The sequence below is a fragment of the Salinicola avicenniae genome, assembly GCF_023736115.1.
Lineage (GTDB): Bacteria > Pseudomonadota > Gammaproteobacteria > Pseudomonadales > Halomonadaceae > Salinicola > Salinicola avicenniae.
On sequence record NZ_JAKQZC010000002.1, the window covers coordinates 165591 to 191459 of the forward strand.

20 protein-coding genes are annotated in these 25869 nt (G+C 63.9%); 5 read left to right on the forward strand and 15 right to left on the reverse strand.

What is annotated here, in order from left to right:
- Window positions 1-110: 110 nt before the first annotated feature.
- From lpxK to MC381_RS04285, 3 genes are all read right to left on the reverse strand, one after another.
- Entirely contained in the window at window positions 111-1145 is a 1035-nt protein-coding gene (gene lpxK, locus MC381_RS04275) for a tetraacyldisaccharide 4'-kinase (protein WP_251976496.1), read from the reverse strand.
- On the reverse strand, window positions 1142-2881 hold the full coding sequence (gene msbA / locus MC381_RS04280) for a lipid A export permease/ATP-binding protein MsbA (RefSeq protein ID WP_251976497.1): 1740 nt from the start codon (window positions 2879-2881) through the stop codon (window positions 1142-1144). The genes lpxK and msbA overlap by 4 nt, the downstream gene beginning before the upstream one ends.
- Window positions 2882-3005: 124 nt before the next feature.
- Window positions 3006-5336: a DNA internalization-related competence protein ComEC/Rec2 gene (locus MC381_RS04285; RefSeq protein WP_251976498.1), complete on the reverse strand. Its 2331-nt coding sequence runs from the start codon at window positions 5334-5336 to the stop codon at window positions 3006-3008.
- 86 nt (window positions 5337-5422) lie between these two features.
- Here MC381_RS04285 and MC381_RS04290 point away from each other — a divergent pair, with 86 nt between their 5' ends.
- Window positions 5423-5953 carry a DUF2062 domain-containing protein gene (locus MC381_RS04290; protein ID WP_251976499.1) on the forward strand — a complete coding sequence of 177 codons (531 nt, stop codon included), beginning with the start codon at window positions 5423-5425 and terminating at the stop codon, window positions 5951-5953.
- Window positions 5954-6080: 127 nt separating this feature from the next.
- On the opposite strand, the gene MC381_RS04295 is transcribed toward MC381_RS04290, so the two are convergent.
- Together MC381_RS04295 and MC381_RS04300 are read right to left on the reverse strand one after the other, a co-directional pair.
- On the reverse strand, window positions 6081-6845 hold the full coding sequence (locus tag MC381_RS04295; protein ID WP_251976500.1) for an ABC transporter ATP-binding protein: 765 nt from the start codon (window positions 6843-6845) through the stop codon (window positions 6081-6083).
- On the reverse strand, window positions 6838-8079 hold the full coding sequence (locus MC381_RS04300; RefSeq protein ID WP_251976501.1) for a lipoprotein-releasing ABC transporter permease subunit: 1242 nt from the start codon (window positions 8077-8079) through the stop codon (window positions 6838-6840). The genes MC381_RS04295 and MC381_RS04300 overlap by 8 nt, the downstream gene beginning before the upstream one ends.
- A 230-nt stretch (window positions 8080-8309) precedes the next feature.
- On the opposite strand from MC381_RS04300, the gene MC381_RS04305 reads away from it, so the two are divergent.
- The 3 genes from MC381_RS04305 to MC381_RS04315 all read left to right on the forward strand — a co-directional run bounded on the left by MC381_RS04305 (window position 8310) and on the right by MC381_RS04315 (window position 11401).
- On the forward strand, window positions 8310-9356 hold the full coding sequence (locus MC381_RS04305) for an agmatine deiminase family protein (protein ID WP_251976502.1): 1047 nt from the start codon (window positions 8310-8312) through the stop codon (window positions 9354-9356).
- 87 nt (window positions 9357-9443) lie between these two features.
- A complete protein-coding gene (locus MC381_RS04310; RefSeq protein WP_251976503.1) occupies window positions 9444-10343 on the forward strand; it encodes a carbon-nitrogen hydrolase in 900 nt (299 codons plus the stop codon).
- A gap of 110 nt (window positions 10344-10453) precedes the next feature.
- Window positions 10454-11401: a DNA replication terminus site-binding protein gene (locus MC381_RS04315; RefSeq protein ID WP_251976504.1), complete on the forward strand. Its 948-nt coding sequence runs from the start codon at window positions 10454-10456 to the stop codon at window positions 11399-11401.
- A gap of 61 nt (window positions 11402-11462) precedes the next feature.
- Here MC381_RS04315 and sthA read toward each other — a convergent pair whose 3' ends face one another.
- The 10 genes from sthA to MC381_RS04365 all read right to left on the reverse strand — a co-directional run bounded on the left by sthA (window position 11463) and on the right by MC381_RS04365 (window position 22099).
- Window positions 11463-12854: a Si-specific NAD(P)(+) transhydrogenase gene (gene sthA / locus MC381_RS04320; protein ID WP_251976505.1), complete on the reverse strand. Its 1392-nt coding sequence runs from the start codon at window positions 12852-12854 to the stop codon at window positions 11463-11465.
- Between the two features lie 121 nt (window positions 12855-12975).
- Window positions 12976-13233 carry a (Na+)-NQR maturation NqrM gene (nqrM, locus tag MC381_RS04325; protein ID WP_251976506.1) on the reverse strand — a complete coding sequence of 86 codons (258 nt, stop codon included), beginning with the start codon at window positions 13231-13233 and terminating at the stop codon, window positions 12976-12978.
- Window positions 13230-14237 carry an FAD:protein FMN transferase gene (locus MC381_RS04330; RefSeq protein WP_251976507.1) on the reverse strand — a complete coding sequence of 336 codons (1008 nt, stop codon included), beginning with the start codon at window positions 14235-14237 and terminating at the stop codon, window positions 13230-13232. The genes nqrM and MC381_RS04330 overlap by 4 nt, the downstream gene beginning before the upstream one ends.
- A 44-nt stretch (window positions 14238-14281) precedes the next feature.
- Window positions 14282-15514 carry an NADH:ubiquinone reductase (Na(+)-transporting) subunit F gene (nqrF, locus tag MC381_RS04335; protein ID WP_251976508.1) on the reverse strand — a complete coding sequence of 411 codons (1233 nt, stop codon included), beginning with the start codon at window positions 15512-15514 and terminating at the stop codon, window positions 14282-14284.
- Window positions 15515-15547: 33 nt separating this feature from the next.
- Window positions 15548-16168 carry an NADH:ubiquinone reductase (Na(+)-transporting) subunit E gene (gene nqrE, locus MC381_RS04340; RefSeq protein WP_251976509.1) on the reverse strand — a complete coding sequence of 207 codons (621 nt, stop codon included), beginning with the start codon at window positions 16166-16168 and terminating at the stop codon, window positions 15548-15550.
- Window positions 16161-16841: an NADH:ubiquinone reductase (Na(+)-transporting) subunit D gene (locus MC381_RS04345; protein WP_251976510.1), complete on the reverse strand. Its 681-nt coding sequence runs from the start codon at window positions 16839-16841 to the stop codon at window positions 16161-16163. The genes nqrE and MC381_RS04345 overlap by 8 nt, the downstream gene beginning before the upstream one ends.
- Window positions 16842-16843: 2 nt before the next feature.
- A complete protein-coding gene (locus MC381_RS04350) occupies window positions 16844-17623 on the reverse strand; it encodes a Na(+)-translocating NADH-quinone reductase subunit C (RefSeq protein ID WP_251976917.1) in 780 nt (259 codons plus the stop codon).
- Complete coding sequence (locus tag MC381_RS04355; RefSeq protein WP_251976511.1) at window positions 17620-18855, reverse strand: NADH:ubiquinone reductase (Na(+)-transporting) subunit B; 1236 nt, start codon at window positions 18853-18855, stop codon at window positions 17620-17622. Before MC381_RS04355 ends, MC381_RS04350 begins: the two co-directional genes overlap by 4 nt.
- Entirely contained in the window at window positions 18855-20204 is a 1350-nt protein-coding gene (locus tag MC381_RS04360) for a Na(+)-translocating NADH-quinone reductase subunit A (RefSeq protein WP_251976512.1), read from the reverse strand. The genes MC381_RS04355 and MC381_RS04360 overlap by 1 nt, the downstream gene beginning before the upstream one ends.
- Before the next feature lie 443 nt (window positions 20205-20647).
- A complete protein-coding gene (locus MC381_RS04365) occupies window positions 20648-22099 on the reverse strand; it encodes a glyceraldehyde-3-phosphate dehydrogenase (protein WP_251976513.1) in 1452 nt (483 codons plus the stop codon).
- Between the two features lie 260 nt (window positions 22100-22359).
- On the opposite strand from MC381_RS04365, the gene mfd reads away from it, so the two are divergent.
- Window positions 22360-25809 (forward strand): transcription-repair coupling factor, encoded by a 3450-nt coding sequence (mfd, locus tag MC381_RS04370; protein ID WP_251976514.1) that lies wholly within the window; start codon window positions 22360-22362, stop codon window positions 25807-25809.
- Window positions 25810-25869: the final 60 nt, after the last annotated feature.

Below are 25869 nucleotides of genomic sequence, written 5' to 3' on the forward strand. Positions count from 1 at the left end.
CCGACTCGGCGCTTCAACGCCACGCCCGACAGGTAACCTCTTCGATGATGACGCGTGGCTGCGCCAAGCACCAGAGATCGCTAATATTTAGACGCGGACCGCCATTCGCATCAATCCCTCGCCATCGCAAGCGCTTCGAGCTGCTCGCGCAGCCAGGCCTCGAAATCCGGCTCGGGACGCGCCTCCACATCCAGTACCCAGCAGCGCGCGTCGGCCAAATCGGCACACTTCACCCCATCCTTGGCCGTCATCAGGATCGTCGACGCTGCCGGCAGATCGACCGCGGAGAAGCGGTGATGATCGGAAAAGGGGTAGGCCTCGTGCGCGATGCCCAAGGCATCAAGCGTATCGAAGAAACGCTGCGGATGACCGATGCCGGCGATGGCCGCGACCGATTCGCCTGCGGCCGCCGGTGATTCCGTGACCGGTCGCCGGCACCCGTCAAGCAAATGCCGCCAACCGACCGGCACTAGAGTCATCGCGAAACGCGGGGTTCGCTGCTCGCCGTCGACGCGCAAGCCATCATCGGCCTGCAGTGCCGAGAAGCCACCGTTGCCCACCAGCGCATCGACCTCGCCCAACCGCGCCAATGGCTCGCGCAGCGGCCCCCGCGGCAGACAGCGGCGATTGCCGAAGCCTCGCGCCCCGTCGACCACGGCCAGCTCCAGGGTACGTCCCAGCGCGTAGTGCTGCAGGCCGTCATCGGCGATCACGATATCGCAGCCGGCCTGTTCCAACAGCGCCCGCGCGGCACGCGGCCGATCCGGATCCACCGCCACGGCGACGCCGGTCTGCTGCGCCAGCATCAACGGCTCGTCACCACTCTGCGCCACCGGCGTGGCCGGCGAGACTAGCAGCGGATAGCTCGCCGCCTTGCCGCCGTATCCACGCGAGACGATACCCGGCTGCCAGCCCTGCATTTGTAGCCAGCGCACCAGCCAGGCAACCAGCGGAGACTTGCCTGTGCCGCCCACCGACAGATTGCCGACGACGATCACCGGCACTGGCGGCAGCCATACCGTACGCCGGCCTTCGAGATAGGCCTGGCGACGGCGGCCAGCCAGCAGCCGGTAGAGACCTTCCAGCGGCGCCAGTAGCGTCAGCCAGCGGGCGTCTCGGTACCAGGCCCGCTCGATCGGCGTCAAGCTTCCTCCTGGAACTGCAGCTGGTGCAACGAGGCGTAGGCGCCCTCCTTCCGCAACAGCTCGGCATGCGTGCCGCTCTCGATCAGCTGCCCCTGCTCCATGACGACAATGCGATCGGCACGTTCGATGGTGGATAGCCGGTGCGCGATGACAAATGTCGTGCGTCCCTTGCAGACCTCTTCGAGGGCCCGCTGAATGTAACGCTCCGACTCGGTATCGAGCGCCGAGGTCGCCTCGTCGAGTACGAGAATCGGCGCATCCTTGAAGATCGCGCGAGCAATCGCCAGCCGCTGGCGCTGCCCCCCGGAGAGCATGACGCCATTGTCGCCCACAAGGGTGTCGTAGCCGTTGGGCAGGCGTTCGATGAACTCGTGCGCATAGGCCGCCCGGGCCGCTGCCTCGACCTGCTCGCGGCTGGAATCCGGCGCCCCGTAGGCGATGTTCTCGGCGATCGTGGTATTGAAAAGCGTGACCTGCTGCGAGACCAGCGCGATCTGCTGGCGCAGCGGCGACAGTTGGTACGTCTGGATATCCACGTCGTCGATCAAGATGCGCCCTGCCGTCGGCCGGTAGAAACGCGGCAACAGCCCCATCAACGTCGACTTGCCGCTGCCGGAGCGCCCCACGATCGCCACCATCTGCCCTGCGGGCACCTCGAGATCGATGCCCTTGAGCACCTCGGGCTGATCCTCGGCATAGGCGAAGTGGACGTTCTCGAAACGGACGTGGCCGGCCAGACGCTGGGGCTCACGCTCGCCGTCGTCGATCTCGGTCGGTTGATTGAGCAGTCCGAACAGCTCCTGCGAAGCCGACAGCCCCTTCTGAATGATGCTGTTGACGTCGGTGAGCGAGCGGATTGGCTTAGCCATCAGCGATGCGGCGGTGATGAAGGCAACGAATTCGCCCGGGGTCATGGCGTCCATCAGCTCTGGCGCCATGGCCAGCCAGACCAGGCCAGCCAGCGCCAGCGCCACGAGCAATTGGATGATCGGGGTGCTCGTCGCCTTGGTCATCGCCTCCTTGATGCTCTGCTCGCGATTGTAGTTGCTGGCCGCCTCGAAGCGGCGTTTCTCGTACTCTTCCGCCCCGTGGGTGCGCACGACCCGGTAACCGGTCAGCGCCTCCGAGGCGACATGGGTCACATCACCCATCGAGTTCTGGATGCGCCGCGAGATCCGTCGGAAGCGCTTGCTGGTATAGCGCACCACCAGGCCGATCAGGGGCGTCACTGCCATGAAGATCAGTGTCAGCAGCCAGTTCGTCCAGAACAGATAGCCGATCAATCCGATCACGAAAAGGCCTTCGCGCAGCACAATGGTAATGGCGCTGGTCGCCGCGCCGGTCACCTGCTCGACATGATAGGTCACGCGCGAGATCAGGTGGCCGCTCGAGTGCATGTCGAAGAAGCGCCCGGGCAGATGCAGCATATGGTTGAACACGTTGCAGCGCAGTCGGTGCACCACGTTGCGTGCCACGTTGCTCATGAAATAGGTGCCGAGAAAAGTCCCGACCCCGCGGGTCGCAAACATGCCGATGACGAACAGCGGCAGGAAAAAGCGGAAGGCAGCATCCGGCTCTTGGATACCGTCGATGAGACGCTTCATCATTTCGGCGAGCGCCGTACTGGATGCCGCGTAGATGGCATAGCCCAGTACGGCGAGGAAAAACGAACGCCATTCCGAGCGCACGTATTCGAGAAGACGTCGATAGAGTGCCCAACTGGAAGCTCTTGACACGGTAACTCCGTTCGACTGCTGAAGAGGTCTCGGTGCCCGGCTCGCATCTACCCCACCGGGATAACGCACCGAGCGGGAAGATGATGACAGCAGAAGAGGCCGTCATCGCGCGACGCGGGCGCATTCAGGGGCTGGATTCTACCCCAACATCAGAGCGGTCGACAGCCGAGCGTCGCGACCAGCCCGGCTGGCGCTGCGCGTGGATCTCGACCCGATCCGCGCCAAAGCTGGCGCGGACGGCACCATCGTAGGCCGTATTCCAGAGACGGCTACCGGCGGCCTCGAAACGCTCGACGACCTCGGCGGCAGGATGACCGAAGGCGTTGTCGCGGCCACTGCTGAAGATGACATCCCGTGGCCGCGCTGCCGCCACCAGAGCCGGTGACGAACTGGTGGCGCTGCCGTGATGTCCGGCGACCAGCAGATCGAGGCGCGCCTTGCCGAGGGCCGCGACAAACGCCCGCTCTCTCGCCGCACTCGCATCGCCCGTGATCAGCACCCGGTGCCGCCCGCTACTTATCAGAAGAACACAGGAACGGTCGTTTCGGTCCAGTGCCACAGCGTTCGCCGGGGGCGACAGGAAGCGCCAAGTCGTCGCACCATCCTGCCAGACCAGGCCCGCCTCACAGGGACGGGACGGCAGACCGAGCTCATTGCCGCGCGGCGCCCACCAGTGCGCTACCTCGTGCTGGCGCCGCAGCGCCGCCACCCCGCCGGCATGGTCGACATCGCCATGTGTCACGATCACGTCATCGAAATGCCGCCCCGGCGGCCAGAGCAGCGAGGCCGGCATAAAACCGGAGGAAAATCGGGGGCCAGTGTCGACCAGGACCTGCCGTTGGGCGGTATCGATCTCGACAAGCTGTCCCTGCCCGACGTCATAGACGGTCACCGTCATCTCGTCAGGTGCCAGCGCTGGCGGCTGCAGCAAGCCGACGGACACCAGCAGGAGCCCGGACGCCGCAGCGCGCCATCGCCACGTCAGCCCCGGCAGCAGCCAGATCAAGCCCCACAGCAGCAGCGCCGCGGCGACCGGCTCTTGCCACCAAGCCTGTAGCGACCAGACCGGCATGGCCTCTCCGGCCTGCGCTAGCCCCAGGGACAGCAGATGCGCCACTCGCTCGAACGGCCACCAGAGCCAGACCGCCAGCGGGGGCCAGGCGACGGCCAGCCAGCCGACAAAGGCCAGCGGCACCATTACGCTGCTAACCAGCGGTACCGCAATCAGGTTGACGAGCGGCGCCAGCGGTACGAAGCGATCGAAAGCGAGCAGGACCGCAGCCGCCATGATAGGGGCCAGCAGCCACTGACTGCGCAATAGCGCCAAGAGCCACCCCTTCACGCCGTGTGGCACCCGACGCCCGGACCAGGCCAGGATCAGCACGGCAACGGCGGTGAATGACAGCCAAACCCCGGGCCGCCACGGCGCCAGCGGGTCGGTCGCCGACACCGCCGCCAGCGCCAACCACCAGGCCTGCCACCACCCCGGGGCATGGCGACCGCTGGCCGCCCACAGTCCAATGCTTGCCATGATCGCAGCACGCATGGCAGGAGGCTCGAACCCGGCTAGTCCCGCATAGGCAAAGGCGGCCATGCCGGCCCCCCACCACGGCCACACCTGCATGCGCCAGGCGTGCGGCTGCCACCCCCGTGCCGCGATTCGCAGCAGCCACAGGACCAACGTGGCAACAAGGCCAACGTGAAGACCGGAGATCACCATCAGATGTGTCGTGCCGGTAGCGTTGAACAGCTCCCAATCGGCGTCGCTCAACCGGTCGTCGGCACCCAGCGTCAGGGCCGCCAGCCAGCGATGTGCCAACGGCGTCAGCGAGACGTCATCGAGCCGCTCCAATGCCGCCCGACGTAGCGAGAAAGAGGCGTGACTCAGGCGCGCCGCGTCGTCACCTCGCACATAACCCAAGGCATCGATATGCTCGCGGCGCAGCCAGGCACCGTAGTCGAAGGTATCGGGATTGGCGAAACCCAGCGGCTCACGCAGCCGCGCCGTGAGCTGCCAGCGTTCGCCGGCGGCCAACATCGGCGCGCCGTACCACGACAACCTAACGCTCGACAGTGGCGGGCAGCGGCCGGCGGGCTCGAGCGCGTGGCAACGCGCCACCGACAGCCGAAAACGGGTGCGATGCGCTTCGGCATCGACCTGTGACAGCCGCCCGGTGAGCACGAAATCTTGCCCTGCCATCGCCGCCGGCAGACGCGAGTGACGCACCTCGCCGCTCCCCTGCACGCCATGAAGAAACAGCGCCATCAGCAGCATTGGCCAGATGCCGCGACGACAGGCCAGCGCCAGCAGTAACGGCAGCGCTGGCAACCACACCGGCAGTGGCGGCCAGGCGGGGAGATCACCGACCAGCGCACCGGCCAGGGCGGCGAGCGCGAGCGGCATCGCCCAGCCGACGCGCGGCGGGCGTCGGCAACCGAGAAACGGCCAACTCACGTCGATCGTCCTTTCGCGTCACCCAGGTCATGGCGAGGCCACGATGTTGTATGGATAATGGGCCCTCTTCTCCAGCGAGCCGCCTCATGTCTCGTCGATGGTTACAACGCTACATTCCCAGCCAGGAGAGGCTGCAGCGGACTCGCTCGTTGCGCTTCATGCACCACATGCTGGGCGACCCCACCCTGTGGATGCTATCCCGGCGTAGCGTCGCCAACGCCTGTATGGTCGGCCTGTTTGCCGCCATGCTGCCGATTCCCGGACAAATGCTGGTCGCCGCCTTCGGCGCCTACTGCCTGCGCGGCAACCTGCCGCTGTCGGTCAGCCTGGTGTGGCTGACGAATCCGCTCACCATGCCGGTCGTGTTCTACTTCAACTATCGCGTCGGGGCCTGGCTACTGGATACTCCGGCACGCGCGGTACCGGATCACATCACGACTGCCTGGATCGCGGAGAAGATGGCAGACATCGTCGTCCCGCTTTTCGTCGGCTCGTTCGCCGTGGGCCTTGCGCTCGCCATTACCAGCAACCTGCTCATTCGCGTCATCTGGCGCTGGCAGGTCTCCCGCAGCTGGCGACGTCGCGCACGACGTCGCGCACGACGCCAGCACTCCTGACGCTTGCCGGTTCCTTCGCCCCACGCATCGAGCCGATGTCGACAACATCACGCGGGATGGCGATTTCCGTTCAGAGAAGTTGACCAGCCTGCATCAGGCCCTCAATGACAACGCCGCCCTGAACGAATCATCGTCCAGGGCGGCGTGAACTTGAGCGCTGCCCGAGGGCAGCGCGGGCTACGCGGGCTCCGCCTTCGCTCAAACGCCCCTGATCGAGCCGCAGCGTGCGATCCTGATGTGCCGCCAGCGAGAGGTCATGCGTCACCACGACAAACGCGCAGTCAGTGGTCGATGCCAGTTCATCCATCAATCCCAGGATGTGCGACGCCGTGGTCTGATCCAGGTTGCCGGTGGGTTCATCCATCAGCACCAGGCTCGGGTCGGTCACCAGCGCTCGGGCGATGGCCACACGCTGCCGCTCGCCGCCGGACAACTCGCCCGGCTTATGGTCACTGCGCGGTGCCATGCCCACCCGATCCAGAATACCGCGCGCTCGGTCGGTCGCTGCCTTGCGCCCCTGGCCGCGGACAATCAGCGGCAGCGCCACGTTCTCCGCCGCCGTGAATTCCGCCAACAGATGGTGGAACTGATAGACGAAGCCGATATAGCGATTGCGAAAACGCCCCAGCGCCGCCTCACCCAGGCCGGCGAGCGACTGGCCACCGATCACGACTTCGCCATGCGATGGGCGGTCGAGCCCGCCCAGCAGGTTCAGCAAGGTGGTCTTGCCCGACCCCGAACTACCGACGACCGCGACCCGCTCGCCGGCGCGAACCTCAAGATCGAGATGGTCGAGAACCGTCAGGTCCTGGGGCCCTTCGCTGTAGATTCGTGTCAGGTCGCGGCAATTCAACATGATCTCGGCGTTGCTGCGAGTGGAGATATCATTCATAGCGCAGAACCTCTGCCGGTTGGATACGCGCCGCACGCCAGGCGGGATAGAGCGTCGACAGGAACGTCAGGACTAGCGCACTGGAGACGATCACCCCCACGTCGCTGCCCTGCAGCCGTGATGGCAGGTAACTGATGAAATAGACGTTCGGATCGAGAAACTGGATCCCGGTCACCGCCTGGACCCAGGCGATAATATCCGAGATCGACAAGGCCAGCGCGATGCCGGCAGCCACGCCGATCACGATGCCGATCAGGCCGATCGCCAGCCCCTGCACCACGAAGATACCCATGATCGAGCGCGGCGTGGCGCCGATGGTGCGCAGAATCGCGATGTCCGCGTGCTTGTCCGTGACCACCATCACCAGCGTCGAGACGATATTGAAGGCTGCCACCGCAACGATCACCATCAGCAGCAGGCCGATCATGTGCTTCTCCATCTGGATCGCCTGGAACAGGTTGCCGTGCGTATAGGTCCAGTCCAGGCCGCGATAGCCGGCTCCCAGCGAGGAGACGATGTCTCGCGTCACCGGGCCGGCCTGGAACAGGTCGTCGAGCTCGAGGCGCAGCCCGTCCACCTTGTCGCCAAGCCGGGCCAGGGTCTGCATGTCCTCGATATTGGCATAGGCCAGATTGGCATCCAGATCGGCGCCTACCTTGAAGACCCCGCTGACCGTGAATCGCTTGAGCCTCGGAAATACGCCACCCGGCGTGATCGACGCTTCCGGCACCAGCAAGGTGACCCGGTCGCCGACCCCGACCCCCAGATTGCGCGCCAGGAGATCCCCCAGGACGACATGCCAGCTACCGGGCGACAGGTCGTCGAGCGTTCCCGACTGCATATGCTGATCAATGATCGAGACATCGTGCTCGTAGGACGGCTCGACACCGGTGACTAGCGCGCCCTGAGTGCGGCCGCCGGCAGAGAACATGCCCTGCTGCTGTACATAGGGGGCAGCAGCCACCACGTTGCGATGCTCGCTGACGCGTTCCGCCAGCGCCTTCCAGTCCTGCATGCCACCCTGCTGTTCGATCCGCGTGTGCGGCACCATACCCAGCACGCGCGTGCGCAGTTCATGGTCGAAGCCGTTCATGACCGACAGCACCAGAATCAGCACGGCCACACCCAGGGACAGGCCGAGCATCGACGTCAGGGAGATGAACGAAATAAAGTGATTGCGTCGCTTGGCGCGCACGTAGCGCAGCCCCACGAGAAAGGGTAATCGGTCGAGCATCGAATTCGCATCCTTGTCAGCAGCGGCTCATGGTACGGGTTTTCGGTGCCCCAGCAAACGTCCCGCTCGCGTCGGCCACGCCGGGCTTGTCTGACCTGCAGCGCACGCTACACTGGCCGCGCGACAGGCCGAATTCGACGCCGCCGCCGCGGGCTGCGGGAACCCGCAGCGAAGCGCTTGCATCGCACCTGCCAGGCTCTACAATGCCGCGTCCCGCTATGGAGACCACCATGAACCCGCGTCTGTTCCCCGAATGGCACCCTCAGGACGCCATTCAGTTGACCTGGCCGGCCCCCGACAGCGATTGGGCGCCGCTCCTCGAACGCATCGAAGCCACCTTCGAAGCGCTGATCGTCGCGATCACGCGCTACCAACCAGTGCTCGTCAGCGTGTTCGATGCCGGCCTGCAGGCGCGACTCGAGGCACGCTTTCTGGCCCTCGGCGTCCCCGCTGAGCGCCTGCACCTGCTTGTCGTGGAAAGCGACGATACCTGGGCTCGGGATCACGGCCCCATCGCGATCGAACATCACGGCGCAATCGAGCTGCTGGACTATGTGTTCACCGGCTGGGGTGGAAAGTTTGCCGCCGACCGTGATAACCGTCTCAATCGTGCCTTGGCGGACCAGGGGGTCTTCTCGGCGCCTCTTGTCACTCGCGAGCTCGTGCTCGAGGGTGGTGCCATCGATACCGATGGCGAAGGCACCCTGCTGACTACCCGTCAGTGTCTGCTCAACCCCAACCGCAACCCGACCCTCGATCGCGATGCCATCGAGAGACGCCTGGCTGACGATCTCGGCATTTCGCGCGTGCTATGGCTGGAACACGGGTATCTCGAGGGCGACGACACCGACAGCCACGTCGATACACTGGCCCGTTTCTGCGACCCGGCAACTATCGCCTACGTCCGCTGCGATGATCCCGACGACCCGCACTATGCGGCATTGGCCGCGATGGAGCAGGAATTGAAGGCTCTACGGCGCGAAGATGGATCGCCTTACCGTCTGGTGCCCCTGCCATGGCCGCGCGCCTGTCACGATCCGGAAGATGGCCACCGCTTGCCGGCGACCTACGCCAACTTCCTGATCATCAATGGCGCCGTGCTGGTCCCCACCTATGCGGACCCGGCGGATTGGCAGGCACTGCGCGCCCTGGATGCCGCCTTCCCCGGTCGTGACGTGATCCCGATCGACTGCCGTGCGGTCATCCGGCAGCATGGCAGCCTGCACTGCCTGACCATGCAGCTGCCACAAGGCACCCTCGCGGCCTCGCCGAGCTGAGCAACCACCGCCCCCTTAGCCGGTGGCCGGACCGATAGGCGGCAGACACTCACGCGGTCACCTGCCAAGACTCTCGAAGGAGACAGCATGTCCAAAACACTGAAGGTAGGCCTGGTCCAGCAGTCGGCCTGGCCCGAGAAAACGCGAAGTCTCGAAGCCAGCGAGGCCGGCATACGCGAATTGGCCGGGCGCGGCGCTGAACTGGTGCTGCTGCAGGAACTGCACGCCACCCACTATTTCTGCCAGAGCGAGGACGCCGAGCTTTTCGACCTCGCCGAGCCCCTGGATGGCCCGACGTCGCAGACTCTGGCCGCACTCGCCCGCGAACTCGACATCGTCATCGTCGGCTCGATCTTCGAGCGTCGCGCACCCGGCCTCTACCACAACACCGCCGTGGTCATGGACCGGGGCCGGGGGCGGGTCGGCCACTATCGCAAGATGCATATTCCCGACGACCCGGGTTTCTACGAAAAATTCTATTTCACGCCTGGCGACGGTGATGCCGGTCAGGGGTTCGAGCCGATCGACACCTCGGTCGGACGTCTCGGCGTGCTGGTGTGCTGGGACCAGTGGTACCCGGAGGCCGCCCGCCTGATGGCGCTGGCCGGCGCCGAACTGCTGCTCTACCCGACCGCCATCGGCTGGCATCCGCCCGACGACCAGCCGGAGAAACAACGCCAGAAGGATGCCTGGACGCTGATTCAGCGCGCCCATGGCGTTGCCAATGGCCTACCGGTGATCGTCGCCAACCGCGTGGGTCACGAGCCGGATCTTTCCGGCGTCGGCGAGGGAATCGATTTCTGGGGCGGCAGCTTTATCTGTGGGCCGCAGGGCGAGTTTCTGGCGCATGCCGGTGAATCGTCCGAGAACCTGCTGGTCGAGCTGGACCTGACGCGTAGCGAGCAGGTTCGTCGCATGTGGCCCTACCTCCGCGATCGTCGCGTCGACGCCTACGGCGACCTGACCCGACGCTACCGCGACCGCTGACATCGCCAAGGCCGGCTCGTCGCCGGCCGTTCTGACGCCTGCCGCATCTGCGTGTTATTGCCTGGCCATCAAGATAACGGTATAAAATACGGCGCACGCAAGGAGACGACATGGAACTGCAATACCGCCTGCTGGCCGAGCTGGAAGCGGACTTCGATCGCCTGATCGAGGCCGTCGATGGCCTGGCTTCCCGTTTCGCGGCGGCGCCGACGTCTGCCTGGGCCCTGGGCGGCGCCACGGTGGACGCCGAGTGGCTACGCCGCGCCCTGACCGATTTCTGGTATCAGGATGGACAGGATGGCCGCGAGACCCGCAACTATATCGGTCTGATTGTCGCCGATGAAACACTGATGGCCGGCGTTCACCGCGTCAACGCCAGCAAGGCCCGTTTCGCCGCCACGCTGAAGCGAATTCGCGAATCGGCACCGAAACTGATCCCCGAGATCAAGGCAGTCTTACCCTTTCGCCACCCCGGGCTTCATGACCACCTTCGGGGTCAAGGACTGGCGAGGCTGCATCTGAAACAGTGCTGGCGCCAACTACCGGTGGCCGATGCACCGCTGTCACGCGTGCGGCTGGCCTGGTACACCAGCGGCCGCTCGATCAAGCGGCTCAGCGTGGCCGACGCCGAAGCACGGCTGCAGCAGATGGATATCGCTGCCACCCATATCCAGCTACAGCTGCGCCAGCTGGGCAACGTACCCGATGGCGAGCCGCTGGCACAGGTTCAGCAGCAGGCGCCGGTCATGCGCGCCAACCTCTTCTTTCGCGAAGCGCTGGAAGACGGTCGTCTGCGCCGCGCCATGAACCTGCCGCTCCCCCTGTTCATCCCCGCCCCGTCCGGCCGGCTCCCCCATCTCAATGATCCGCCGACCCACCCTCCGGCGACGCGAACCCGCGCCCGGCGGGCCGACCAGCGTCTCGAGGACGAGCCATTCCTGCCCAGCTTGCGCGTCTATCGCTATCGCAACCCGTCACTACAGCTTGCCGAAGAGCGCGAGAAGCGAAAACGACAGGACGCAGCCGGCGGATCAGCCACACAGATACCGGAAGAATAACGTAAGACGCCCGGTCACAAGACCGGGCGTCGAGACAGCAGCCAGCCAATGACGATAGCGCTTAGAACAATCGGTTGAGCCCGTTCTGTGCGGCCACGCGATAGGCCTCGGCCATGGTGGGGTAGTTGAAGGTCGTGTTGATGAAGTAGCGCAGGCTGTTGGCCTCGCCTTTCTGCTGCATGATCGCCTGCCCGATATGCACGATTTCGGAGGCCTGATCACCGAAACAGTGGATGCCGAGAATCTCGAGCGTCTCGCGGTGAAAGAGAATCTTGAGCATGCCGGCGGTGTCGCCGGTGATCTGTGCGCGAGCGGTATCCTTGAAGAAAGCCTGAGCCACCTCGTAAGGCACCTTCGACTCGGTCAGCTCACGCTCGGTCCGGCCTACCGAGCTGATTTCGGGAATCGTGTAGATGCCAGTCGGAATATCCTCGACCAAGCGAAACTCTTCGCCCAGGAACTCATCGCTGGCACTACGCCCCTGGTCGTAGGCGGCGCTGGCCAGACTGGGCCAGCCGATGACGTCACCGACCGCATAGATATGTGGAATGTCGGTCCGGTAATGATCGTCGACCTGCAACTGACCGCGGCCATTGGCCTGAAGGCCGATGGTCTCCAGCCCCAGCTCGTCGGTGTTGCCCGTGCGCCCGTTGGCCCACAGAAAGGCGTCGGCGCGCAGCCGTTTGCCCGACTGCAGGTTGACCACCACGCCGGACTCGTCACCCTCGACGCTGCTGTAGGATTCGTTGTGCCGAATCAGTACGCCGTTGTTGCGCAGCTCGTAGGAGAGTGCATCGCTGATCTCGTCGTCGAGAAACGACAGCAGGCGCTCGCGCGTGTCGATCAGGTCGACCTTGACGCCCAGCCCGGAAAAGATCGAGGCATACTCGGAGCCGATCACGCCGGCACCGTAGATGATCAGGGTGCGCGGTGTATGCGAGAGCCCGAGAATGGTGTCGGAACAGTAGATGCGCGGGTGACGGAAGTTCACGTCCGCCGGGCGATAGGGCCGCGAGCCAGTCGCCACCACGAACTGCTGGGCAATCAGCTCCTCAGCACCCTCATGATTGTCGCGAACCACGACCGTGTGCTCGTCGCGGAATCGCGCCACGCCGAAGAACAGATCGATGCGGTTGCGGGCATAGAACTGCGTGCGCAGCTCGACCTGCTGATCGATCGTGACCCGGGAACGCTCGAGCACGCGCGGAAAGGAGAACCAGCGCGGCTCGCCGATATCGCGGAACATGCGGTTGGTGTTGAACTGCATGATCTGCTTGACCTGATGGCGCAGCGCCTTGGAAGGGATCGTGCCCCAATGGGTGCAATTACCCCCGACCGCTGACTGCTTCTCGATGATCGCCACGCGCTTGCCGTGCTTCGCCGCGTTGATCGCCGCGCTCTCACCTGCGGGCCCCGAGCCGATGACCACGACGTCGTAGTTGTGAACTGCCATGTGCTTCGCTGTCTCCTCAACTGGTCCGGAAATCGTTAAACGGCCCGCAGGTGGCCGCGTGGCGACTCAAGGCGACCGGTGTGTCACCGAACGCCTCGACATGACAAGCGTCGCGATCGCCTCAGCGCTTGATCGCGTCGTAGCCGAGATCCGCGCCGCGATTCTCGTCGCTGCGTCGGCGCGCGCTTGCCTGATTCTTGCGACTCTCTTCTTCGCAGACCTGATCGTTGCCGCCGCAGATCTCACAGCCGTTCTTTAGACCGAGCGTGTTGAGCCCGCCGCAGGAACCGGCGATCGGCTTGCGCCCGAGAATGACACCGATCGCCATGCCGGCGACCAGCAACAGCATGATGGCAAAAGCCAGAATCCAGATCGTCATGATGCATTCTCCTCATCGGTGTGACTGAGATAGCGCTGGAACGCCGAGGAGACTCGCGTCTCGAACCCATCCGGCGTCTTGACCACGAGATAGACCGCCAGTGCCTCACGCTCGGCCATCTCGAGTCCGCCCTGAGGCCCTAGCACATCAATCGCCGTCGCCAGGGCATCGGCGGTCATGCAGCCGTCGCTGATGACCGTCACGGACACCAGATGATGCGTTACCGGGCGACCGGTCCGCGGGTCGATCGTGTGCGAGTAACGCCGACCGCCGCTTTCGAAGTAGTTGCGGTAGTCCCCCGATGTGGCAACAGCCGAATCATCCAGTTCAATGATACGCTGCACGGCGCGCTCGTTCGAGACCGGTTTCTCCACCGCAATCCGCCAGGGCTCGCCGCCGGGCTTGTCGCCGCGAGCGCGTATCTCGCCGCCGACTTCCACCAGGTAGCGTTCGATTCCCAACTCGTCCAGCGTGTCCGCCACCCGATCGACGCCGTACCCCTTGGCGATCCCGGAGAGGTCGACATAGACGGGCTTGCGCTTGGTCAGGGTGTTGCCGTCGAGCGCCAGGGCACGATAGTCCACGCGCGCCAGCGCCTGGGTAATACGGTCATCCGCGGGCACTTCGTCCGGGCGATGGTCGGGACCAAAACCCCAGAGGTTGACCGCGCTGCCCACGGTGACATCGAAGGCCCCACCGGAGATATCACCGATACGAATCGCCTCGCGCATGACCTCAGCCGTCGGCGGAGAGAGCGTGAATGGCTCCCCGACCGCGGCTCGATTGAAGCGCGACAGTTCCGAATCGGGCTTGTAGGTCGACATCAATCCATCGACCTCCTCCAACGACGCCTTGACTGCCGTCTCGATCTCGGCCAGGCGGGCGTCGTCGTAATCGCCGTAGAACGTGACATGAAAACCGGTGCCGAAGATCGGCCCCTCGAGACGATAGGATTCCGCCGGCTGCGAGCAGCCGGCCAGCAGGGTCAATAGCAGCAGGGCCAACCCGCAAAGGGTTGGCCCTGTCCATCTGCGTCGACAACGCATCGTCATCCGCCGAAGTCATCCAGCATGATGTTTTCGGGCTCGACGCCGAGATCGGTCAGCATCTTGATCACGGACGCGTTCATCATCGGTGGCCCGCACATGTAGTACTCGCAGTCCTCCGGCGCCGGGTGATCCTTGAGATAGTTCTCGTAGAGCACATTGTGGATGAAGCCCGTCGGCCCCTCCCAATTGTCCTCCGGCAGCGGGTCGGAAAGCGCCAGATGCCAGTCGAAGTTGTCGAACTCCTCGGACAGCTGATCATACTCCTCGTTGTAGAAGGTCTCGCGCCAGGATCGAGCGCCGTACCAGAACGACATCTTGCGCTTGGATTTCAGGCGCTTGAGCTGGTCGAAAATGTGGCTGCGCATCGGCGCCATGCCGGCACCGCCACCGATGAAGACCATCTCGGCGTCGGTATCCTTGGCGAAGAACTCGCCGAACGGCCCCATGACCGTTACCTTGTCGCCCGGTTTCAGGCTGAAGACATAGGTGGACATCAGCCCCGGCGGATGACTGGAGTTGGGCGGCGGCGTCGCGATACGGATATTGAACTTGAGAATCCCCTTCTCTTCGGGGTAGTTCGCCATCGAGTAAGCGCGGATCACCTCTTCATCGTTCTTGTAGCCGATATCGAACAGCTTGAACTTCTCCCAGTCGCCGCGATATTCCTCCTCGATCTCGAAGTCGGAGAATTTCACGTCGTACGGGGGAGCGACCAGCTGCACGTAGCCGCCAGCGCGGAAGGCCACTTCCTCGCCTTCAGGCAGCTTGAGATTCAGCTCCTTGATGAAGGTAGCAACGTTGGGGTTCTCGATGACCTCGCATTCCCACTTCTTCACCCCGAAGACCTCGTCGGGGACGCGAATCTTCATGTCCTGCTTGACCGGCACTTGGCAGGAGAGGCGCCACCCCTCCTTCTTCTCACGCAGCGTGAAGTGCGACTCCTCGGTGGGCAGAATCGAGCCGCCGCCCTCTTCGACCTGGCACTTGCACTGGGCGCAGGAGCCGCCGCCGCCGCAGGCGGACGAGAGAAAGATGCCGTTGGCAGCCAGCGTCTGCAGCAGCTTGCCGCCAGCCTGCGTAGTCACGGTGTTGTCGGGATCGCCGTTGATCTCGATCGCCACGTCGCCGCTGCTGACCAGACGCGAGCGCGCCGCCAGGATCACGGCAACCAGCCCGAGCACGATCACGGTGAACATGACAACGCCGAGCACGATGATGGATGTATCGACCATGTCGGTTTCCTGTTTCCTAGGTTCCGTTGAACGTCACAGCTGGATGCCGGAGAAGGACATGAAGCCCAGTGACATCAGACCCGCGGTGATGAAGGTGATCCCCAGCCCCTGCAGGCTGGCCGGTACGTCGCTGTACTTGAGCTTCTCGCGGATGCCTGCCAGCGCCATGATCGCCAGCGCCCAGCCGGCGCCGGCGCCGGCGCCGTAGACCACGGACTCACCAAAGCTGTAGTCGCGCTGCACCATGAACAGAGAAGCCCCCATGATCGCGCAGTTGACGGTAATCAGCGGCAGGAACACGCCGAGCGCGTTGTAGAGCGCCGGCACGAACTTGTCGAGGAACATCTCGAGAATCTGCACGATCGCCGCGATCACGCCGATGTAGCTCAGAAGCCCGAGGAAGCTCAGGTCGATGTTCTCCGCCCCTTCCAGACCGGTCCAACTCAACGCGCCGGCCTTGAGCAGATAGTTCAGGATCAGATTGTTAACCGGCACCGTGATGGTCAGCACCACGATGACCGCGATCCCGAGACCGATGGCCGAGGAGATCTTCTTGGAGACGGCTAGGAAGGTACACATGCCGAGGAAGAAGGCCAGCGCCATGTTCTCGACGAAGACCGCCTTCACGAACAGGCTAAGATAGTGCTCAAACATTGGCGGTCTCCTTGATCTTGGCCTTGCTGTTGGCAACGATGCGATATTCGGTCTTCTCGATCTGGTCCGGGTTGAACGATCGCAATACCCAGATGAACAGGCCGATGACGAAGAACGCCGAAGGCGGCAGCAGCATCAGGCCATTGGGCACGTACCAACCGCCGTTCTGCACCGGCGTCAGGACGGTGAAGCCGAACACACTGCCGGAACCCAGCAATTCGCGGAAGAAACCGACGACCAGCAGGATCACGGCGTAGCCGAGACCGTTGCCGACCCCATCGAGGAAACTCATCACCGGCCCGTTCTGCATGGCGTACGCCTCGGCGCGCCCCATGACGATGCAGTTGGTGATGATCAGGCCGACGAAGACCGACAGCTGCTTGGACATTTCATAGGCGTAGGCGCGCAGCACCTGATCGACCACGATGACCAGCGAGGCGATGATCGTCATCTGCACGATGATGCGGATCGACGACGGGATGTGGCTGCGGATCAGCGACACGAAGAGGTTCGAGAACGCGGTGACCGCGATCACGGCCAACCCCATGACCAGCGACACGTTCATGGAGTTGGTCACTGCCAGCGCCGAGCAGATGCCCAGTACCTGCAGTGCGATCGGGTTGTTCTTGAAGACCGGTGATAGAACGACGTCTTTAACGGAGTCCGTAGCCATCTTCACGCTCCTCCTGCGGAATCGTCGTGGAACCGGGCAAGATACGGGGCGTAGCCCTGCTCACTCAGCCAGAACCGCAACATGTTGGTGACGCCTCGACTGGTCAGCGAGGCACCCGACAGCGCATCGACTTCGTATTCGCCGCTGGCACCGCCTTTCACGAGCTGGATCTCGGGGTCCTGAAAATCCCCGTCGTCATAGATCTTCTTGCCATCCCACTGCGCCTTCCAGCGCGGGTTGTCGACCTCACCGCCCAGCCCCGGCGTCTCCGACTGATCATAGTAGGAGAGCCCGACGATGGTGTTGCCGTCGCCACGCACCGAGAGGAAGCCTTCCATCAGCCCCCACAACCCCTGACCTCGGATCGGGAGTACGATCTGATCCGGGTTTTCGGGATCGCCGACCAGGTAGACCGTCGAGAAGTCTTCCTGGCGGCCGATGCCGGCCAGGTCCTGTTCGCCGGAAAGCGTACGCGAGGTCGCCGGATCCTGAGCCGCCTCGAACTGGTCGTAGCTACCGGGATCGAGATCCTCGGAGTACTCACCGTTCTCGAGATTGACCACGCGCGGCGTGATCAGCTCGGCGTACTTGTCCTCGACGTCATCACCCGGGCGGTAGAGCTGCGTGACCTGAAGAATGTTGCTCTTGCGATCGAGCTCCTGGTTCTGGACCTGCTTCGGCTTGAGCACCACCGCCGCCGAAGAGACCACCACAGAGCAGACCACGCAGAGCGAGAACGCCACGATGAGCGTCTTCTTGATCGAGTTGTTGCTCGCCATCAGACAGCCTCCTTCTCGGCGGGCGCCAGTGCGGCCAGACGCTTCTCGCGCCGCTTGATGTTGGCCTGCACGAAAATGTGATCGATAAGCGGCGCGAACAGGTTGGCGAACAGGATCGCCAGCATGATGCCCTCGGGGAATGCCGGATTGACGACGCGGATCAGAACCGTCATCACGCCGATCAGCAGGCCAAAGATCAGCTTGCCGGGGTTGGTCATCGAGGCCGAGACCGGATCGGTCGCCATGAACACCATGCCGAAGGCGAAACCGCCGACCACTAGATGCCAGTACCACGGCATCGCGAACATCGGGTTGCTGTCGGAGCCGATCAGGTTGAACAGCGAGGCCGTCAGCGCCATACCAAGGAGCACGCCCCCCATGATGCGCCAGGAAGCAATTCGCGTCAGCAGCAGCACCGCCGCACCGATCAGGATCGCCAGCGTCGACGTCTCGCCAACGGACCCCTGGATGAAGCCGAAGAAAGCATCCCACCAGCTGTACTGCTGATGCAGGCCATCCATGCCGTTGAGGGAGGCGTTGGAGAGTGCGGTGGCGCCAGTGTAACCGTCGGCAGCCACCCAGACGCTATCACCCGAGATCTGCGCGGGATAAGCGAAGTAGAGGAAGGCACGGCCGGTCAGCGCCGGATTGAGGAAGTTCTTGCCGGTGCCGCCGAAAATCTCCTTGCCGATGACCACGCCGAAGGAGATGCCGAGTGCGACCTGCCACAACGGGATCGTCGCCGGCAGCGTTAACGCGAACAGCACGGAGGTGACGAAGAAACCTTCGTTGACCTCGTGACCGCGCTTGATCGCGAACAGCACTTCCCAGAAGCCCCCGACGACAAAGGTCACTAGGTAGATCGGCAGGAAGTAGGTGGCACCAAGCACGAAATTGGCCCAGACACTGCCGGGGTCATGACTGCCGGCAAGCAGCAGGGTCAACGACTCGCGCCAACCGCCGATCGCGCCGAAGCCGTCGGCGATCGCCATGTTCGCCTGCAGGCCAGCGTTGTACATGCCGAAGAACATGGCCGGAAAGGTACACAGCCAGACCGTGATCATGATGCGCTTGAGATCAATGCCATCGCGCACATGCGTCATGCTCTTGGTCACGCTGGGCGGCGAGTAGAAGATCGTGTCTACGGCCTCGTAGAGGGCGTAGAACTTCTCGTACTTGCCCCCTTTCTCGAAATGAGGCTCCAGCTTGTCGAGCGTATTGCGAATCCCCATCATCAGGCCTCTTTCTCGATCATGGTCAGGTTGTCGCGCAGGATGGGGCCGTACTCATACTTGCCCGGGCACACATAGGTGCACAGCGACAGATCCTCTTCATCCAGCTCCAGGCAGCCGAGCTGCATCGACGACTCGATATCGCCGACGATCAGCGAGCGCAGCAGCTGGGTCGGCAGAATGTCGAGCGGCATCACCTTCTCGTAGGCACCGACCGGCACCATGGCGCGCTCGGAACCGTTGGTCGAGGTGTTGGGCGCGTAGTTCGGTAGACCGAGAAACTGGGACACGTAGATCCCCATGACCGAGTGCCGATTGCGGCCCGGCGATAGCCAGCCCAGAAAGGCGCGCTTGTTGCCCTCTTCCAGCAGCGAGAACTGGCGATGGAAGCGCCCCAGATACTGACGACTACCCTCGCACTGCATGCCACCGAAGATCGAGCCGGAAATGACGCGGGTATCGTCTGGCCGTTCGACCTCGCCCTCGAGCAGCTCGGCACTGCTGGCCCCGAGACGCGTGCGCAGCAGCCGCGGCTGCTTGGCTCGCGGGCCGCCCACGGCAACAACTCGAGTCGGATCGAGCTGACCGTCGACGAACAGCTTGCCGATGGCGATCACGTCCTGATAGTCCAGATGCCACACCTCGCGCTTGAGCCCTACCGGCGAGAGATGGTGAATGTGCGTACCGACTAGGCCCGCCGGATGTAGTCCATCGAAGCCCTCGGCGCGGATGCCGTCCAGTTCGTCACCGGGCAGCTCGGTGTCGCCACGGCGACAGACGAAAACCTTGCCCGGGGTAAGATGACGGATTACTTCCAGCCCGTGACGGAACGCCTCGGCGTCGGCCTCGATGACCACCCGCGGGTCCGCCGACAGCGGATGCGTATCGATGGCGGTCACGAAGATATCGGCGGGCACAGCGTCGAGTGCCGGGGTACGGGAAAAGGGCCGGGTGCGCAGCGCGGTCCAGAGGCCGGAGTCGACGAGTTGATCGACCACCTGTTGGCGCTCCAGAGAAGCCAGGCCGGCAGCGCCGTAAGCCGTGAATGTCTCGCTCTCTTCCGCTTCATCGAGCTTGATCACCACGGAGAGCAGGCGACGCTTCTCGCCTCGATTGACGGCGATCACCTCGCCGCCGCCGGGCGCGGTAAAGCGCACGCCGGCTACTTTCTTGTCGGTGAACAGCAGCTGGCCCCGCTTCACCCGATCGCCTTCGCGAACCTCCATCGTCGGCTTCATGCCAACGTAGTCGGTCCCGAGCAGCGCCACGTGACGCACGCTGCGCCCCGCCTCGATACGCTGCTCCGGCGCCCCGGCGACGGGGAGATCCAGGCCTCGTTTGACTTCGATCATAGTCTCGCCCAGTTGTCGATTCTGATATACGCAAGAAAAGAGCCGACGGACGTCAGGGACGCGCTGAATAAACGGCCAGGCGGCGGCACACCGTGGATGCGAGCCGGAAACGCGACAGACTAGGCGAGTGTCCGGACATCGCGCGACGCAACGATTCGCCCGCGCGGGCATTTATGCAGTGATCCCCCGGCGCATCCCGCGTCGCGCGGCATCGCGGACGGAGGAAGGGACGTCACGGAATCCGAATGCTTTCTTAATCAGAGAAAAGGAGTGGACCCTGCGACCCATTGCCACATGGACCGCACCCAAAAATCGCGGCCCATTATAAAGATACGTGCCTGGAAAGACCACTCACCCCCTGCGGGCATTGGGGGCCGATAACGCGAAAAGTCCCGGCGTTACCGGGACTTTCGTAAGACCAAAGTCTAATGACAGAAGGTCTATCAGACCGCCGCCGGCAGATAGCGATGCCGAACGTTGGACATGTATTGAAGGATGCGCACGACCTGGCAACTGTAGCCGAACTCGTTGTCGTACCAGACATAAAGTACGGCGTTGCGCCCGTCGGCGATGGTCGCCTTGGCATCCACGACCCCTGCGTGGCGATTGCCGACGAAATCGGAAGAGACAACTTCCGGCGAGTCGACATAATCGATCTGCTTGTGCATCGCCGAATGAAGCGCCATTTGACGCAGGTATTCGTTCAATGAATCCCGATCCGTCTCGCGCCCCAGCGACAGATTCAGGATGGCCATCGAGACATTGGGCGTGGGGACACGGATCGCATTGCCGGTCAGCTTGCCAGACAGTGCCGGCAAGGCCTTGGCCACCGCCTTGGCGGCACCGGTCTCCGTCAGCACCATATTGAGCGGCGCACTGCGCCCCCGACGATCCCCCTTGTGGTAGTTGTCGATCAGATTCTGGTCATTGGTGTAGGAATGCACGGTCTCGACGTGCCCGTGAACGATACCGAACTCATCGTCCATCGCCTTGAGCACCGGCACGATGGCATTGGTGGTACAGGAGGCCGCCGACACGATGCGATCCTCGTCGCCGATCGTCTCGTGGTTGATGCCATGCACAATGTTCTTCAGGTCGCCCTTGCCGGGCGCCGTCAGCAGCACCTTGGCCACGCCGCGCGAGGCCAGGTGCTGGGAGAGTCCCTCCTGATCGCGCCACTTGCCGGTATTGTCGACCACGATGGCGTCGTCGATGCCATAGGCGGTGTAGTCGACCTCTGCCGGCGAATCGGCATAGATGATCTGGATGGTGTGGCCATTGGCGATCAGGGCGTGATTGTCGAGGTCAACGTCGATCGAACCGGAAAACGGTCCATGAACTGAGTCCCGGCGCAGCAGGCTGGCCCGCTTCTCCAGATCCTCACCGCTGCCGCGCACCACGATCGCACGCAGTCGCAGCAGGTTACCGCCTCCGGCCTTCTCGATCAGAATCCGCGCCAGAATGCGGCCGATGCGCCCGAAGCCGTAGAGCACCACGTCCTGCGGCTCGCCGCCCATGCCGCTGGCATCATGCCCGCCGATAATGTCGCCAAGCTCCCGCTTGAGAAATGCGACCACGTCGGTTTCGCCGGATTTCTTGAAGGCCACGCCCAGCCGCCCGATATCGATGTGCGCGGGGCCTGGCTCGAGCTCGGCCATCGCTCGCACCATCGGCAGCGTATCCGCCACCGACAGCTCGGTGCCCTCGACCTTACGCACATAGCGATGGTTCTTGAGGATCCGGGTGACAGAACGATTGATCAGCGAACGGCCGAAAAGCGACGGGATCACGTTGTACTGGCGATAGAGCTTGCCCAGCAGCGGGATCATCTCTTCTGCGCGTGCTTCGTTGTCCTGCCATGCCTGGAAGACGGTATCGAGCTGTTCCTGACTCACGTTCGGGCCTCTCTTCTCATCGTCGGGGGAATCGGGCGGGACCGATTTCCCGCTATCGGCCCGTGCAAAAACTGCCGAATTATCTTCATCCTACGAAACGAACTGCAATGTCGGCGTAGTCGCAATTGCTGTAGTTTCACTACAAAGGTCGAAGGCAGTCGCCCCCTCGCGCACAGATGCGATGTCCACCGATGCTATCCCCCGCAAGTGCGCCCGGCCTGCTATCATCCCTGCACGCAAATTCGTTCGTCGAAAGGCTCATGTCGCAATTCACACCGCTCGCACCGCCCGTGCCGACCGGCACTCGGGAAACCACCTATTGCCAGCTTCCCCACGGCAGCGCCAAGGCCCTGGCGCTCTCGCGGCTGGCCCAAGACGCCCCGCTACTGGTCATCACGCCCGACACCGCCAGCGCACAGCGGCTCGAAAGTGCCCTGCGCTTCTATGCGCAGGTGCCGGTCATGCCGTTCCCGGACTGGGAGACGCTGCCCTACGACAGCTTCTCACCGCACCAGGACATCGTCTCGGCCCGCCTGCGCACCCTTCGCGAGCTGCAGGAGGGCACACAGGGCATCGTGCTGGTACCGATCAACACCCTGATGCAACGCCTGCCGCCCAGGGACTATGTGGCCGGGCGCGTGTTGACGTTGGCGACCGGCGAACGGCTCGATCGGGAAGGCTTCCGTGAGCGACTGTCGCGCGCCGGGTACCGCGCCGTGGAGACAGTCTACGAGCCCGGCGAGTACGCCATGCGCGGCGCCCTGATCGATCTCTATCCGATGGGCAACGAGGCGCCGCTGCGCATCGATCTGTTCGACGACGAGATCGACAGCCTGCGACGCTTCGATCCGGATACGCAGCGTTCGCAGGAGAAAGTCGAACGCGTGGAACTGCTGCCGGCACACGAGTATTCCCTCTCGCGATCCGCCATCGCCTGCTTCCGCGAAGGCTTCGAGACGCTGTTCGACGTCGATCCTCGACAGTGCCCGCTCTACGTCGACGCGATCAAGGGCATCCCCTCTCCGGGACTCGAGCAGTATCTGCCGCTGTTCTTCGAGGAGACCGCAACCCTCTTCGAACATCTGGCCGACGAGACCCGGGTCGCCCTGCTGCCGTCGGCCTTCGAAGCGGCCGAACATCACTGGCACGCGATCGAGAGCCGCTACGAAAACCTTGGAGTCGACCCAACCCGACCGCTTCTGCCGCCAGCCAAGGCCTTCGTTCCGGTCGCCGAGGTGTTCGCCGCGATCAAGCGCCACCCACGCGTGGAGTTCGTCGACGACACCACCACGAAACCAGCGGCCAAGAGCACCACCCAAGCGCCACCGAGCGTCGCGATCAATGCCCGGGCCCAGCAGCCGCTGGCGACGCTGATGCAGTTCCTCGACGGCCACCGCGATCTGCGCGTACTGTTCGTCGCCGAGTCCCGCGGTCGCCGCGAAGCCCTCGACGAGGCCCTCGCCCCGCTTCAGCGCGACATCCCGCATGTCGACGGCTGGCAAGCCTTCCTCGAGGGTGGACAGGCCTGCGCCATCACGGAAGGTGCGCTGGATGAAGGGCTGTGGCTGGGCGACCCGGCCCTCGCGGTAATCACCGAGACCGAACTGTACGGCGAGGTGGTACGCCAAAGCCGGCGCCGCGCCAAGGCCACCGACGACAACGAGCTGGCCGTGCGCCATCTCTCTGAGCTCAAGCCCGGCTCACCGGTGGTTCACCAGCATCATGGCGTGGGCCGCTACCTGGGCCTGGAGACCCTCAACGCCGGCGGTCAGGCTGCCGAGTTTCTCGCGCTCGAGTACGCCGGCGGCGCCAAACTTTACGTGCCGGTGGATAATCTGCAGCTGATCTCGCGCTATGCTGGCGCCAGCGATGAGCTCGCGCCCTTGCACAAGCTCGGTTCCGACAGCTGGGACAAGGCCAAGAAGAAGGCCGCCGAGAAAGTCCGAGACACCGCCGCCGAACTGCTGGATATCTATGCACGCCGAGAGGCCCGCGAAGGCTTCGCCTGCGACCTGCCTAGCGAGGAGTACGCCCGCTTCGCGGCCAGCTTCCCCTTCGAGGAAACTCCTGACCAGCAGGCAGCCATCGAGGCCGTAATCGGCGACATGACCGCGCCCCGACCGATGGACCGCGTGGTCTGCGGCGACGTCGGCTTCGGCAAGACCGAGGTGGCAATGCGCGCGGCCTTCCTGGCGGTCAACTCCGGCCGTCAGGTCGTGGTGTTGGTGCCCACCACCCTGCTCGCTCAGCAGCACTACGACAACTTCCGCGACCGCTTCGCCGACACCGCCGTACAGATCGAGATGCTCTCCCGTTTCACCGGCGGTAAGGGCGAGGGAGATACTCTCGCACGCATCTCCGAAGGGCGTGCGGACATCGTCATCGGCACCCACAAACTATTGTCGAAATCGGTCAAGATGCCCAACCTAGGGCTGATGATCATCGACGAAGAGCACCGCTTCGGCGTCGCCCAGAAGGAGCGTCTCAAGCAGCTACGCGCCGAGGTCGACATCCTCACCCTGACCGCGACACCGATTCCGCGCACGCTCAACATGGCGATGAACGGCATTCGCGATCTCTCGATCATCGCCACGCCACCGGCACGGCGCCTCTCGGTCAAGACCTTCGTGCAGCAGCGCAACGAGCCTGTGGTCAAGGAAGCGATCCTGCGCGAGATCCTGCGCGGCGGGCAGGTCTACCTGCTGCACAACGAAGTCAAGACGATCGAGGCCAGCGCGGACAAGATTCGCGAACTGGTGCCGGAAGCCCGCGTCGGCGTCGCCCACGGACAACTGCCCGAACGCGCGCTGGAGCGCGTCATGTCGGACTTCTATCACAAGCGCTTCAACGTCCTGGTCTGCTCGACGATCATCGAGACCGGCATCGATGTCCCCAGCGCCAATACCATCATCATCGAGCGCGCCGACAAATTTGGCCTGGCCCAGCTACACCAGCTGCGCGGCCGCGTCGGCCGCAGCCACCACCAGGCCTACGCCTATCTGCTGACGCCCTCGCCCAAGGCGATGACCAAGGACGCGGTCAAACGCCTAGAGGCGATCACCCAGAGCGACGACCTCGGCGCCGGTTTTACCCTGGCCAGCCACGACATGGAGATCCGCGGCGCCGGCGAGCTGCTCGGGGACGAGCAGAGCGGACAGATGGAAACGGTCGGCTACAGCCTCTACATGCAGATGTTGGACCGCGCCGTAAAAGCCATTCGGGCCGGCAAGACCCCCAATATCGAAGCCCCGCTGGATGAAGGCACGGAGATCAGTCTCAATCTGCCGGCACTGATACCCGACGACTATCTGCCGGACATCCAGCAGCGCCTGATCATGTACAAGCGCATCTCGAGCGCCGCCAACGAAGGCGAGCTCAAGGAGCTGCAGGTCGAGATGATCGACCGATTCGGTCTGCTGCCAGCGCCCCTCAAGACGCTGTTCCGCCAGACTCGACTACGCCAGCGGGCCGAGCGGCTGGGTATCGCCAAGCTGGAGGCCGGCGCCGAGCGTGGCCGGCTGATCTTCGGCAGCGATCCGCAGGTGGATCCAATGACCCTGGTCGAACTGATCCAGCGTCACCCGAACCACTACAAGCTGGACGGCGCCGATACGCTGCGTTTCCACGGCGACATGGAAAAGGAGGAAGCGCGCTTCGAGCGTATCGACGAGCTGCTAGACACGCTCAACCGCAAGGCCAAGGCGGCCTGAACCGCAGGCGCCAACGTTGGCCGTTATCATGCCAACCGTCCAACGCCCGTGCTGACCGTC

Bases quoted from the DNA above. Each gene is read 5' to 3' on its own strand.
- MC381_RS04305 (WP_251976502.1), top strand. From the start codon at position 8,310: ATGAACCCGCGTCTGTTCCCCGAATGGCACCCTCAGGACGCCATTCAG.
- sthA (WP_251976505.1), bottom strand. From the start codon at position 12,854: ATGGCAGTTCACAACTACGACGTCGTGGTCATCGGCTCGGGGCCCGCA.
- MC381_RS04315 (WP_251976504.1), top strand. From the start codon at position 10,454: ATGGAACTGCAATACCGCCTGCTGGCCGAGCTGGAAGCGGACTTCGAT.
- MC381_RS04360 (WP_251976512.1), bottom strand. From the start codon at position 20,204: ATGATCGAAGTCAAACGAGGCCTGGATCTCCCCGTCGCCGGGGCGCCG.
- MC381_RS04300 (WP_251976501.1), bottom strand. From the start codon at position 8,079: ATGCTCGACCGATTACCCTTTCTCGTGGGGCTGCGCTACGTGCGCGCC.
- MC381_RS04355 (WP_251976511.1), bottom strand. From the start codon at position 18,855: ATGATGGGGATTCGCAATACGCTCGACAAGCTGGAGCCTCATTTCGAG.
- mfd (WP_251976514.1), top strand. From the start codon at position 22,360: ATGTCGCAATTCACACCGCTCGCACCGCCCGTGCCGACCGGCACTCGG.
- nqrE (WP_251976509.1), bottom strand. From the start codon at position 16,168: ATGTTTGAGCACTATCTTAGCCTGTTCGTGAAGGCGGTCTTCGTCGAG.
- MC381_RS04295 (WP_251976500.1), bottom strand. From the start codon at position 6,845: ATGAATGATATCTCCACTCGCAGCAACGCCGAGATCATGTTGAATTGC.
- MC381_RS04290 (WP_251976499.1), top strand. From the start codon at position 5,423: ATGTCTCGTCGATGGTTACAACGCTACATTCCCAGCCAGGAGAGGCTG.
- nqrM (WP_251976506.1), bottom strand. From the start codon at position 13,233: ATGACGATCTGGATTCTGGCTTTTGCCATCATGCTGTTGCTGGTCGCC.
- MC381_RS04345 (WP_251976510.1), bottom strand. From the start codon at position 16,841: ATGGCTACGGACTCCGTTAAAGACGTCGTTCTATCACCGGTCTTCAAG.
- MC381_RS04310 (WP_251976503.1), top strand. From the start codon at position 9,444: ATGTCCAAAACACTGAAGGTAGGCCTGGTCCAGCAGTCGGCCTGGCCC.
- nqrF (WP_251976508.1), bottom strand. From the start codon at position 15,514: ATGGTCGATACATCCATCATCGTGCTCGGCGTTGTCATGTTCACCGTG.